10 protein-coding genes and 1 tRNA gene are annotated in these 12,001 nt (G+C 63.4%); 7 read left to right on the top strand and 4 right to left on the bottom strand.

Annotated elements, in window-relative coordinates; genetic code table 11:
* Positions 1–48: 48 nt before the first annotated feature.
* From GCN78_RS01405 to GCN78_RS01430, 6 genes are all read left to right on the top strand, one after another.
* Positions 49–462, top strand: a complete 414-nt coding sequence (locus tag GCN78_RS01405; RefSeq protein ID WP_152250087.1) for a hypothetical protein — start codon at positions 49–51, stop codon at positions 460–462.
* A gap of 240 nt (positions 463–702) precedes the next feature.
* Positions 703–1,494 carry a TorF family putative porin gene (locus GCN78_RS01410; RefSeq protein ID WP_193316569.1) on the top strand — a complete coding sequence of 264 codons (792 nt, stop codon included), beginning with the start codon at positions 703–705 and terminating at the stop codon, positions 1,492–1,494.
* A 57-nt stretch (positions 1,495–1,551) separates the two neighbouring features.
* On the top strand, positions 1,552–3,630 hold the full coding sequence (locus GCN78_RS01415; RefSeq protein ID WP_152250088.1) for a methyl-accepting chemotaxis protein: 2,079 nt from the start codon (positions 1,552–1,554) through the stop codon (positions 3,628–3,630).
* Between the two features lie 371 nt (positions 3,631–4,001).
* A complete protein-coding gene (locus tag GCN78_RS01420; protein ID WP_152250089.1) occupies positions 4,002–4,658 on the top strand; it encodes a hypothetical protein in 657 nt (218 codons plus the stop codon).
* A gap of 217 nt (positions 4,659–4,875) precedes the next feature.
* On the top strand, positions 4,876–5,496 hold the full coding sequence (locus GCN78_RS01425) for a hypothetical protein (protein WP_152250090.1): 621 nt from the start codon (positions 4,876–4,878) through the stop codon (positions 5,494–5,496).
* A 116-nt stretch (positions 5,497–5,612) separates the two neighbouring features.
* Positions 5,613–6,641, top strand: a complete 1,029-nt coding sequence (locus GCN78_RS01430; RefSeq protein WP_152250091.1) for an acyl-CoA dehydrogenase family protein — start codon at positions 5,613–5,615, stop codon at positions 6,639–6,641.
* 33 nt (positions 6,642–6,674) lie between these two features.
* On the opposite strand, the gene GCN78_RS01435 is transcribed toward GCN78_RS01430, so the two are convergent.
* Positions 6,675–8,687, bottom strand: coding sequence for a S9 family peptidase (locus GCN78_RS01435; RefSeq protein WP_152250092.1), 2,013 nt, complete (start codon positions 8,685–8,687; stop codon positions 6,675–6,677).
* 537 nt (positions 8,688–9,224) lie between these two features.
* Between GCN78_RS01435 and GCN78_RS01440 the strand changes: the two genes are divergently transcribed.
* Positions 9,225–9,470, top strand: a complete 246-nt coding sequence (locus GCN78_RS01440) for a hypothetical protein (protein WP_152250093.1) — start codon at positions 9,225–9,227, stop codon at positions 9,468–9,470.
* A gap of 223 nt (positions 9,471–9,693) precedes the next feature.
* Here GCN78_RS01440 and GCN78_RS01445 read toward each other — a convergent pair.
* The 3 genes from GCN78_RS01445 to adeC all read right to left on the bottom strand — a co-directional run bounded on the left by GCN78_RS01445 (position 9,694) and on the right by adeC (position 12,000).
* A tRNA-Pro gene (locus GCN78_RS01445) sits at positions 9,694–9,770 on the bottom strand.
* A 103-nt stretch (positions 9,771–9,873) separates the two neighbouring features.
* Entirely contained in the window at positions 9,874–10,488 is a 615-nt protein-coding gene (locus GCN78_RS01450) for a TetR/AcrR family transcriptional regulator (RefSeq protein WP_152250094.1), read from the bottom strand.
* 63 nt (positions 10,489–10,551) lie between these two features.
* Positions 10,552–12,000 (bottom strand): AdeC/AdeK/OprM family multidrug efflux complex outer membrane factor, encoded by a 1,449-nt coding sequence (gene adeC / locus GCN78_RS01455; protein ID WP_152250095.1) that lies wholly within the window; start codon positions 11,998–12,000, stop codon positions 10,552–10,554.
* Position 12,001: the final 1 nt, after the last annotated feature.

Consider the following 12,001-nt stretch of genomic DNA (forward strand, 5'->3'; position numbering starts at 1 on the left):
GCGGCGAAAACTGCTACCATCGCGCGCCGCCACTCCTTTCGTCCGCACATGACCGTCCTCAGCCACACTCATCCGCTGGTGCGCCAGCTGGAAAACGATTTGCTGCCCCTGTTCCGCGCCGCCCTGCCGCCACTCGCGGCCGCCGCGCCGCAGGTGCTCGCCTCCGTGTTCGCCTTTTCCAGCGGCACGGCCAGCGCCTTCCAGGACTATCATTTCGGCATTTCCTGCCTGCTCGCGGACGTGTCCGAAGATGCCCCGGAAGAAGTCGCCCTCCTGGTCAGCGTCACGGACCTCGACGCCGGCGCCCGGCTGAGCGCCCAGGTGGCCTGGGGCCAGCCCTCGGGCCTGGTGGAACTGCAGGCCGAGCTACCGGCTGGCGACCTGCAGTCCCTGCATGCGGCCCTGCCCGGCTTGCTGGCCAGCCTGCAACAGGCAGCCGGCAGGGGCAGGCCTGGAATATGACAGGCGCATGAAAAAGTGCCAGGAAACAACAACTTATGCTTTCCTCCACGCAACTTTATTGACTTCCACTAGTCCCAGCCCCTATCCTTTCAGTTACGTTTGGTGAGAATGTGTGCATGTTCATGCGAGCATGCGGACGGTGTCGCCTTGCTTCCAAAATAGTCCATTCCGCATTTTTATTGCAACCATCAGGGCAACGCGCCTGGACGGCCGCTGCCGGCAAATACGGAGCTGACTGCCATGCCATCGCACCACCATTTCCCCGCATCATCCTTGCTGGGCTGCGCCTTCGTGCTGGCGACCCTGCCCGTGCAGGCGCAGACCACGGACGGCACGGCCGCCACCTTCAGCGCCAATGCCAGCGTCGTCTCGCAATACATTTCGCGCGGCTTTCGCCAGACCTGGGGCAAGCCGGCCCTGCAGGCGGGCGCCGACTACGCGCACCCGAACGGCTGGTCGCTGGGCACCTGGGCCTCCACCGTCAGCGACCGCTATATCGAAGATGCGACCATCGAATGGGACCTGTATGGCGGCTACAGCGGCACGGTGGGCGAGCTCGGTTACAGCGTGCAGGCCTACTATTACAAATATCCGGGCGCCGTCTACCGCGCCACGGGCGTCAAGTACGACTATGGCGAGCTGTCGCTGGGTCTTAGCTACAAGATGCTGTATGCCAAGTACAACCGTACCGTCACGCCGGACTTCTTCGGCATCACGCATGCGCGCGGCACGGGCTACCTGGACGTGGGCGCGAATGTCGACCTGGGCAACGCCTGGACCTTGAACCTGCACGCCGGCAATGGCCGCGTGGCGGGCACGGGCAATGCCATCTGGAACTGGCGCGACGCCAAGGTCGGCGTCACCCGGGTCTTCGATGGCGGCTGGAGCCTGAGTGGCGCCGTCACGCGCGCCTGGGGCGCCACCGACGCCTACGACCATTACACGCTGGGCATCCCGAATGCGGCCGGCCAGTTCGACACCTCGAATCCGGCCGCGACCACCTTCGTGCTGGCCGTCAGCAAGACTTTCTAGGCGCGCTACCCGCGACGCCCGAGACACCGATACCTCTCCCCATCAAGGAACAGCCTCATGCAACTATCACTGAACAGTAAAATCTGCGTCGCCGCCACCGCGCTCGCCATCCTCAGCCTCGGCGTCACGGCGGCCGTGATCGGCTACAAGAGCAGCGCCAGCGCCGAAGCGGCCGCGCTGGACCTGGCGCGCACCTCGGCGCGCGAAGTGGCGGGCGCCCTGCAGGCGCGCATCGCCAGCAACCTGGCCAGCGTCTCCAGCCTGGCCGGCGCCATGCGCGGCACCAGGAGCGCCAGCATGCCCCTGCAGCGCGAACAGATCAATGAACTGACCAAGGCAACATTGACCAGCTCGGAAGACTTGCTCGGTTCGGCCGTGACGTGGGAGCCGAACGCGCTCGACGGCAAGGATGCGGAGTTCGCCAACCAGAAGCCGAACTACGACGCCAGCGGCCGCTTCATGCCCTACTGGACGCGCGGCGCCGGCGGCAAGCTGCAAGTCGAACCGATCGTCTTCGACCCGAAACCGGGCGCCAACGACTGGTATGACGTGCCCAAGCGCACCGGCAAGACCTACTTTACGGAACCGTATATCTACCCCGTCGATGGCAAGGATGTGCTGATGGCTTCGCTGGTCGCGCCCATCATGATCGACGGCAGCTTCAAGGGCACGGCCAGCGCCGACTTCATGCTCACGCGCCTGGCGAAGATCCTCGCCGACCTGAAGGTGATCGAGGGCGGCAAGCTGGCCCTGATCTCGAACGGCGGCCTGTACGCCAGCCACCCCGAGCCTGCCCGGCTGGGAAAGAAGGCGGACGACGTGCCGGCCGCCGGCCTGGAAAAGGTGCGCCAGGGCCAGACGTATGAATACGAGGATGACAAGGGCTACATCCACTTGCTGCAGCCGCTGCAGATCCATCCCGACATCGCGCCGTGGAGCGTGGAACTGAATTTCCCGAAAAGCGTGGCCACGGCCTCGGCGCGCGACCTGATGATCTACACCTTGATCGTCGCCCTGCTATGCGCGGCGGCCACGGCCGGCATCCTGATCCTCGTCGTCAACCAGCTGACGCGTCCACTGCGCACCCTGGGCCGCACCATGACTGACCTGTCCAGCGGCGACGCCGACCTGCGCGTCAAGCTGGAAGTCAAGGGCACGGACGAGCTGGCCGTCATCGGCAAGGGCTTCAACGCCTTCGTGGAAAAGATCCACGCCGTGCTGCTGCAAGTGCAAGCCAGCGCCGACAACGTGGCACGCGCCAGCGCGGAAATTGCGCAAGGCAATAACGACCTGTCGGCCCGCACGGAACAGCAAGCCAGCTCGCTGGAAGAGACGGCCGCCTCGGTGGAAGAACTGACGGGCACCGTCAAGGAAAACGCCGACCATGCGCGCCAGGCGAATCAATTGGCCGCTTCCGCGTCGAACGTGGCACTGAAGAGCGGCGAAGTGGTCGGCAAGGTGATCGAAACGATGACCTCGATCAACGACTCGTCAAACAAGATCGTCGACATCATCAGCGTCATCGATGGCATCGCCTTCCAGACGAACATCCTGGCGCTGAACGCGGCCGTGGAAGCGGCGCGCGCGGGCGAACAGGGGCGCGGCTTCGCCGTCGTCGCCACGGAAGTGCGCAACCTGGCGCAAAGGTCAAGCCAGGCGGCCAAGGAAATCAAGCTGCTGATCGACGATTCCGTAGGCAAGGTGGCCGCCGGCAGCAAGCTCGTCGACGAAGCGGGCGCCACCATGGAGCAAGTGGTCGACAGCGTGCGCAAGGTGACCGCCATCATGGCCGACATCAGCGTCGCCACCACCGAACAAAGCGACGGCATCGCCCAGGTCAACCAGGCGCTGGCGCAGATGGATGGCGTGACGCAGCAAAACGCGGCCCTCGTCGAGGAAGCGGCAGCGGCCGCCGAAAGCCTGCAAGACCAGGCCAGCCATCTGGCCGAGGTGGTCAGCGTGTTCAAGCTGGGCGAGCAGCAGCGCCAGGTGGCTTCGACAGCAACGCCAGCAGCGCCACGCCCCGTGACGCCCAGGACACCGGCGCCAGCCAAGCGCCTGAGCGTTGCCAAACCGCAAGCGGCGCAACGCGCGCCGGCCAAGGCACCGGCAGGCGATGACTGGGAAGAGTTTTAAACCGGCCATTTCTGGCGGCGGCCGGCGCCATTCTCAGGCGCCGGCATTATCTCCCACTGCTCCATTCGCAAATCAATCGCGTTCTTTATAAACGCCCATATCGATATATCCCGCGCGGCATAAGGCGCGGCAGCCCGCCGTTTCTCCTCGTTGCGATTGAACGGCGGCGCTTGAGATGACCTTCATTTACCCCCCACATCGGCACCCGCAAATAATCAAGCGCTCCGGCCATCCATAATCCAATGACCAGGCGCAATGCAGGCATTCCAGCCAATTACCTATTTCGCAAGAATAAAATAGCCGTGCACCTTATAATATCGCCGCACATATGACACGGCTTCCAGCCGTTTGATGATTTATAGGGATTACGCATGAAAAAAGTATTGGCTGTATTAATGGTATCGAGCACGGTCGTATTGGTTGGCTGTGGCGGTGGCAGCGGTGGCAATAGCGGCGCTGATAGCGCCAGCGTTAACGCGGCCGTCCCGCCAGTGGTGGTCGCGCCTCCGGCTCCGCCGGCACTGGCCGCCTATGTCGGTACCTGGACGCCCGCTTGTAACCACTCTTACCGCCAGCGCCTCGTCGTCGCCCTCAAAAGCGATGGCAGCGGCGCCTTGGAAATGTCGACCTACGACGAAACGTTCAGCACTCCCGATTGCAGCGGTCCCGTGCAATTTACGGAAACCACGAGTGAAAAGATTACCGCGACGCCGGATGGCGCAGGCAATATCCAGCTCAAGCTGACGGCGGACAGCCCGGCCTCGGACATCCGCATCGACAAGGTCGTATCCTCGCTGCCAGCCCACACCGTCCAGATTACGGGCCCGGCCGTCACCACGATCATGGTCGATGGCAAACCCTATTGGCGCATCACTGATGGCAGTGGCGGCACCACGGACATTCCCGATACCGGCTTGCAAAAAGCAGTCAGTGGCAAGGGCGGCTTTTATCTGCGCGGTAACGAATTATTTACCGTGATGGAAAAAGACGGCGCCTACGTGCTCGATATGCGCTATGTAAAACAATAAAGCAGCCAATACAATAGCCATTGCGCCGCGTGGTCGGCGCAATGCGCAGCAATGACGCCACCCATTCCCTTCAGTCCACCAATTCATTTCAGCACCTTGCCGCGACATGATCTAAATCAAATCAGCGATAGATTCGGTGAGAATTTCCCCTTATTAATACTCCTATAATCAGGCCGCGTTGACGGCACGCACCGCTGCCGGATGAAAGGGAATCTGAATGAAAAAATTATTGGCAGTATTGGTCGGCTCGGCCGCGGCACTCCTGACCGGCTGCGGTGGCGGCGGCGGCGGTTCGACGCAGCAGCTTGCCGGCGATTCCGGCGCCACCTCGCCACTGGCCGCGTATATCGGCACGTGGCAGTCGGCCTGCGACAACCACGACCGTCAAATGCTCGTCATCGCGTTCAAGAGCGATGGCAGCGGTTCGCTGGAACTGACGCCGACCGGCGAAACCTACTTCAAGGCCGATTGCTCCGGCCCCGTGGTCGCGACGGACGGCATGAGCGCGAAAGTCACCGGCAAGCCGGATGGTACGGCCGACATGCTGATCAAGTTGGCCGACAACGCTGCGGCAACGACCTTGCGCGTCGATAAGGTTACCTCGTCGGTTCCGGCCTATACCTTCCAGCGCAGCGGCGCCACCGTGAAATACGTATTGCGCGATGGCAAGCAGCAATGGTGCGTCGACGTGGACAATGGCGAATCGTGCATGTTGGATGAAGGCATGCAGCCGGCATTAAGCGTCCCCGGCGGCCTGTCCTTGCGCGGCAACGACCTGTACACGGTGATGCTGGACAAGGGCGCATATGTCCTGGACATGCACTACGTGAAAAAGTAAGCGCAAGATTTGCTGCGGCCACGTCATGGAATCGTGGCCGTCAGCAGGGCTATGTGTAAAATCAAACAGACATTGTAAAAACAAGAAGCTATCCTGTTAAAAAACAGGAGCTTGCCATGTCGAAGCATTCCTTCTCCCTGCCCTCCCAAGCCACGCTGGATGCACTGCTGCAGCCGCAGGACAACACTTTCCACCCCATCGAAGGCTTGCGGCGTTTGTGCGACGCGGGACTGGACCAGCTGCCCCTGCCCGGCCACGGCGCCACCCTGCGGCGCTGGCAAATGCTCGCTGCCGTCGCCGCCATCGACCTCTCCCTGCTCAAGCTGTATGAAGGCCATACCGATGCGCTCGCCATCCTGGCGGAAATCGGCGGCCCCGGCGTGCCGGCTGGCAGCAGCTGGGGCGTCTGGTGCGCCGACATGCCGGGCGCGCGCCTGCGCTTGCGGCAAACGACCGATGGCCGCCATGTGCTCGACGGCCGCAAGGCCTGGTGTGCCGGAGCGAAGGGACTCAGCCATGCTTTAATCAACTGCTGGAACGACGCTGGCCAGGCTTGTCTGGCCTCGGTGGCCCTGTCGCAGCCGGGTGTGCACGTCACGGACGAAGGCTGGCAGGCCGTCGGCATGCATGCCTGCGCCAGCGTCGACGTGACTTTTTCCACCGCGCGCGCCTTTCCCGTGGGCGCGCCTGGCGCCTATCTGCAGCGCCCCGGCTTCTGGCATGGCGGCGCCGGCATCGCGGCCGCCTGGTATGGCGCGGCCTGCGCCGTCGCCAGCCACCTGCATGCGCGCGCACAGCACGCCGCCCCCGACCCCGTCCGCCTGGCGCAACTGGGGCAAATCGACTGCGCCTTGCGCGCCACCGGCGCCCTGCTGCGCGAAGGCGCCGCCGACATCGACCTGCACCCGCAACGCGACGCCATGGGCCTGGCGCTGCGCCTGCGCCTGGCGGCGGAAGATGCCGCCACCCTCGTCCTGCACCTGACCACGCGGGCGCTGGGCGCCGCGCCCCTGTGCCGCGATGCCCGTTTCGCCCGCCTGGCGGCCGACCTGCCCGTCTTCCTGCGCCAGAGCCATGGGGAACGCGATCAGGCCGTGCTGGGCGGCATTGTCGCCGGCGCCGAAGAGCATCCGTGGACGCTGTGACGGCGCGCCGGCGTCTTCCATCCGCCTCGCCGCCTAGCGCATCGCCTCCTGCAAGCCCGGCGCAAACTCGGCGCCATGCTTGATCTGCGCGGTGGAGGCCTTCAGGGTGGCGCCGATCGGCTCGGCCCGGCCAGCCAGGCATTGCCCCAGGAAATTTTCCGTCACCGCATTGAAGGCGATGTTGTTCACGGGCCGGGCAAAGCCGTGGCCTTCATCGGGGAACAGCACGTAGGTGACGGGGATGTTCTTGGCCGCCATGGCCGCCACGATCTGGTCCGATTCGGCCACATTCACGCGCGGGTCGTTCGCGCCCTGGCCAATCAGCAGCGGGCGCTGGATATGCTGTGCAAAGTTCAGCGGCGAACGCTCCTTCAGCAAGGCCTTGCCCTCCTCCGTGGTCGGGTCGCCCATGCGCTTGTAGAACTGCTGCTTGCCCGCTTCCCAGTATGGCGGGATGGTTTGCAACAAGGTGAACAGGTTCGACGGGCCGACGATATCGACGCCGCAGGCAAACGTGGTCGGCGTGAACGCCATGCCGGCCAGGGTCGCGTAGCCGCCGTACGAGCCGCCCATGATGGCCACCTTGTCGGCCGTGGTCACGCCGCTGTTCACGGCCCATTGCACCGCGTCGAGCAAGTCGTCATGCATCTTGCGCCCCCACTGCAGGTCGCCGGCCGAAATGAACTGCTTGCCGAAGCCCGTCGAGCCGCGGTAATTCACGGACAGCACGGCGTAGCCGCGGTTGGCCAGCCATTGGTGGTAGCTGTTGTAGCCATAGGTATCGCGCGCCCACGGGCCGCCGTGCACCAGCAGCACCATCGGCACCGCCTGCGTGGCCTTGCCGTCGGGCGTCGCCTTCGACGCCTGCGGCAAGGTCAGATAGGACACCAGGGTCAGGCCGTCGCGTGCCTTGATTTCCTGCGGGTACATGGGCACGAGCGGCGCGCCTTCCAGTTCCGGCCGCGTCACGTACAGCTGCGTGAGCTTTTTGCTCTTGCGCTCGTACAGCCAGCTCGATGCCGGCGCCGTGACGGCATCGACGCCCACCAGCCACTTGTCGTCGGCTTCCGTGCGCGACGTCACGTTGAACTGGCCCTTGGCATGCTTCTTCAGGAAGGCCAGGTCGGCCTTCAGGTCATCCGTCAGCGGCAGGTATTCGTGTTGCAGATAGTCGACGGAATAGGCTTGCACCTTGCCCGTGCGCGTATCGTACAGGGCATCGGAAATGTCGGCGCGCGCGTCTTGCGCCACCACCGTGGTCTTGCCGCTGGCGACATCCTGCGCCAGCAGCGCCGAAGTATTGCGGCCGCGAGAATCGGTCCAGTACAAGGTCTTGCCGTCGACCGTGAAACCCAGCGGCGCCGTGGTCTGCGAGTCTTCCAGGCCGACTTCGACCAGCGGCGTACTCTCGGCCTTGCCATCGGTCAGGCGGAAATACTGCATGCCGCCATCGGCGCGCGCCTTGCTGGCGATGCGCACATTGAGCAATTCATCGGCCAGGTAGCCGCCATAGCCATCGTTCTGCTGCACCAGGGTCAGCTTGCCGCTGGCCAGGTCCAGGCTGTACACGTCGTGCCAGCGCGCATCGCGGTTATTGATGCCGACGAGGATGCGGTCCTTCACCTTGCTGCTGATCTGCACGATGCGCACGCGGGTCTTCTCGAACGGCGTGTAATTGACCTGCTTGCCGCTCGCCACGTTCACGCCGTACAGCAGGAAATTCTCGTCGCCGCCCTTGTCCTGGATGAACAGCAGGGTCCTGGAATCGGGCGACCAGAAGCTGCCGCGGATCGGTCGCACCTTTTCGTCCGTCAGCGGGCGCGCCTGCGCCAGGTCGCCAGCCGGCGCCACCCACACATTGAGCACGCCATCGCGCGGCGCGATCCACGACAGCCACCGCCCGTCGGGACTGAGCTTGCCGCCGGACTTGCTGGGATTGCCGAACAGCTTGGCCCGCTCGATCAGCGGCGCTTCCTTGGCAGGGGCTTGGGCATGCGCCGGCAGTGCGCTGGCGAACAACAGAACAGGCAGGACATAGCGAATCATGGACACCTCATGGTTGATGAATGAAGGAAAACTTCACACGTGCATGTGCCAGCACAGCATAGGCCAAAACCGTATTGCCAGGTTGACCAGGCGACAGGGGTCGGAAATCGGGGGATGGAATGGCGAAAATGGGGCCTGGCTGGCGGCGTCGCCTGCACGGCATCCGCACTCCGCAGGAAACGTGGCACTTTGTTACCGGGAAATCGCGGCAATCAAATTGCCAAATCCATATCTTGCATGGTTTTCAACTGGGACATTTTGTCTCAATGTATGGAAATTGTTTTCAAGTAGTATGCATCGGAAGGCGCAGCAACCGCATCCATGCATGGCGGTCGCTGACCTTGTCTCCCCTCTCATCCGCATTCGGCATATCACCGCGCCTGATGCCCTGCTTATTTCATAGCTGGATATAATGAAAGCTTCAAACTGGATGCCTGCCGGGGGATGGCTTGAAAAAAAAGTGGCTGCTGAAGCAGCGTGTTGAGGGAGTGCTCCTCACAATGGATAGTCTTAAGTAATAGCCTGGAAATACTCAAAATGCTGGATTGGACCCCTATAGTCTTCGTTACCTTCAAGGCTCTCGTGCTCTGCACGGGCATGTTCTTCGCCATCAAGTGGCATTACGATCAAGGCAAGAAGGATAAGGACAAGGCGAAGCAGAATCGCGCGGTGCTGCGCGCAAGCGGCAAGGTCGTCGCGATCTTCATGCTATCGCTGCTGGCCCTGGGCATCGTCACCTTCTTCGTCGTCAAGATGGTCGGTTTGGAGATGACCTTCCCTTGACGCCAAAGCATGGCCGACCGATATCCACTGTCGGCAATGGCGGCGCAGGCCCGCGCCGCCATTGAGACCAGCGCGCTGGCTGCGATGGCCGAGCGCGGCGCCTGCAAAGGCGCGGAAAATCCTACGCCGCGTAAACGGAAAAACCCGGCACCGATATTATACAAACGTATAATATTCAGTGCCGGGTTTACATACAGATGAATCTGTAAGTCCTTGAATCTAATGGTCGGGGCGAGAAGATTCGAACTTCCGACCCCATGCACCCCATGCATGTACGCTACCAGGCTGCGCTACGCCCCGACGAGGTGGGAATTATAGCAGACGCTTTTAGGTTTTTGCCATGCTTTACGCATGATTCATATCGAACTGCGCAAACTTTTTTTCAACCTGGCGGCGTAGCGTGTTACTCGCCCAGCAGCAGCGCCGTCAGGACGATGCGGAAACCGGCGATCAGGGGTTCCACCTTCATGTCGGGATTGTGCACCGCGCGCACGGGCAAGCCCTGGTACATGGCGATCAGGGTGTTGAGCCGCCCCTCCAGCATCTCTTCGTCGGCCGGCAAGCCGCGCTTGATGCGCGCATCCCGGATGATGGAGAGAAACAGCTTGCGCGAGCGCACGTCCGCGCAATGCAACATTTCCGCGATGGCAGGATTGCGCGATGCCTCGGCAAAAATCTCCAGCGGCATCACCCACGTTTTCGGATCCAGGCTTTCCAGCACATGCTCGCCAGCATTGTCGACCACGGCCTGCAGCGGATCGTCGCGCAGCGCCAGATCCTGCATCAGGTTGGTGACGCGCTCCATGTTCTGCAGGACGAAGGCGGCGATGATCGCATCCTTGCTGTCAAAATAATTATAGATGTGGCCCGCGCTCATGCCGGCCGCCTTGGATATCTCGGCCATGCTGGCGCCGTGGAAGCCGCGGCGGCTGAAACAGCTTTCGGCCGCATCGAGCACCTGCTTGCGCCGCGTGTTGGCGCGTTCGGGATCCGGATGCTTCTTTTCAACTTGGTTCATGACTTTTCCAGTAGCGCGCCAGCCCTGCCCTTGCGGCCAAGGCCGGCGTCGGCGTCCCCGTGATTATTGGACGCCGCCAGCCGCCGCGACGGCTGTCTGCTCAGGCTGCCAACCGCCGCCCAGCACCTTGTACAAGGTCACCAGGTTGGTCGATTTGGCCAGACGCGCCGTGATCAGGCTTTGCTGCGCCGTGTACAGCGCGCGCTGGGCCACCAGGGCGTTCAGGTAAGACTCGGCGCCCTGCTTGTAGCGCGCGTCGTGGATGGTGTAGCTCTTCGTCGACGCCTCGACCAGCGAGACCTGCGACTGCAGGCGCTCGTCGATGGTGCCGCGCTGGGCCAGCGCATCGGACACTTCACGGAAGGCGACCTGGATCGCCTTTTCGTATTGCGCCACGGAGATTTCACGCTGCACCTTGGCGATATCGAGGTTGGCGCGGTTCACGCCGCCATCGAAGATCGGCAAGCTGATCTGTGGGATGAAGCTCCACGTGCCGCTGCCCGCCTTGAACAGGCCGGACAGGTTGTCGCTCAGCGAACCGGCCGTGGCCGTCAGCGAAATGCGCGGGAAGAAGGCCGCGCGCGCCGCGCCGATGTTGGCATTCGCGGCGCGCAAGGTGCGCTCGGCCGCCAGCACGTCGGGACGGCGTTGCAGCACGTCCGACGGCACGCCGGACGGGATGTCCACCAGCGCCGTCACAGCACCGAACTCGCCTTGCGGCAACAGGTCGGCCGGCACGGGGCCGCCCACCAGCAAGACCAGCGCGTTCTGATCGAGCGCCACCTGGCTCGTGTAGACAGCCACGTCGGAACGGGCCGACTCGACACTGGTCTGGGCGTCGTACTTGTCCAGGCCGGAAGTCGCACCGGCACTGAAGCGGCGCACGGCCAGGTCATACGACGACTGCTGGCTCTTCAGGGTATCTTGCGCCACGCGCAGGCGCTGCTGGTCGGCCACCAGGTTCAGATAGGTGCTGGCCACTTCGGCCACCAGGCTGATCTGCTGTGCACGGCGGGCTTCTTCCGTGCCCAGGTATTGCTCCAGCGCGCTGTCGGACAGGCTGCGCACGCGGCCGAAGAAGTCCAGCTCGTACGCCGACACGCCCAGGTTCGCCGTGTACTGGCGATTGATGGACGCTTCGCCGTTGGCGCTGGCGTTCTTCGGCACGCGGCTGGCCGACTGGCCGCCGGCAGCGGACAGGGTCGGGATCAGCGCGGCGCGTTCGATGCCGTAGGTGGCGCGCGCCTTCTCGATGTTGAGGATCGAGACGCGCAGGTCGCGGTTGTTGGCCAGCGCCAGTTCCAGTACCTGGCGCAGGCGCGCATCGGCAAAGAACTCGCGCCAGGCGACGTCCGCCACCGGCTTGGCGTCGGCGGCCGCCGCGTCGGCCTTGTAGGAAGGGCCCGTCGGCCAGCTTGTGGGCGCCGGCGCTGCCGGACGCTCGTACGTGGGAGCCAGGCTGCAACCGGCCAGCAAGGCCAGCGCCGCCATGGAGAGTAGCGATTTTTTCATA

Source organism: Janthinobacterium rivuli, from assembly GCF_009208735.1.
Taxonomy (GTDB): Bacteria; Pseudomonadota; Gammaproteobacteria; order Burkholderiales; family Burkholderiaceae_D; genus Janthinobacterium.

Coding starts and splice junctions, on each gene's coding strand:
- GCN78_RS01405 (WP_152250087.1), top strand. CDS start 49: ATGACCGTCCTCAGCCACACTCATCCGCTGGTGCGCCAGCTGGAAAAC.
- GCN78_RS01410 (WP_193316569.1), top strand. CDS start 703: ATGCCATCGCACCACCATTTCCCCGCATCATCCTTGCTGGGCTGCGCC.
- GCN78_RS01415 (WP_152250088.1), top strand. CDS start 1,552: ATGCAACTATCACTGAACAGTAAAATCTGCGTCGCCGCCACCGCGCTC.
- GCN78_RS01420 (WP_152250089.1), top strand. CDS start 4,002: ATGAAAAAAGTATTGGCTGTATTAATGGTATCGAGCACGGTCGTATTG.
- GCN78_RS01425 (WP_152250090.1), top strand. CDS start 4,876: ATGAAAAAATTATTGGCAGTATTGGTCGGCTCGGCCGCGGCACTCCTG.
- GCN78_RS01430 (WP_152250091.1), top strand. CDS start 5,613: ATGTCGAAGCATTCCTTCTCCCTGCCCTCCCAAGCCACGCTGGATGCA.
- GCN78_RS01435 (WP_152250092.1), bottom strand. CDS start 8,687: ATGATTCGCTATGTCCTGCCTGTTCTGTTGTTCGCCAGCGCACTGCCG.
- GCN78_RS01440 (WP_152250093.1), top strand. CDS start 9,225: ATGCTGGATTGGACCCCTATAGTCTTCGTTACCTTCAAGGCTCTCGTG.
- GCN78_RS01450 (WP_152250094.1), bottom strand. CDS start 10,488: ATGAACCAAGTTGAAAAGAAGCATCCGGATCCCGAACGCGCCAACACG.
- adeC (WP_152250095.1), bottom strand. CDS start 12,000: ATGAAAAAATCGCTACTCTCCATGGCGGCGCTGGCCTTGCTGGCCGGT.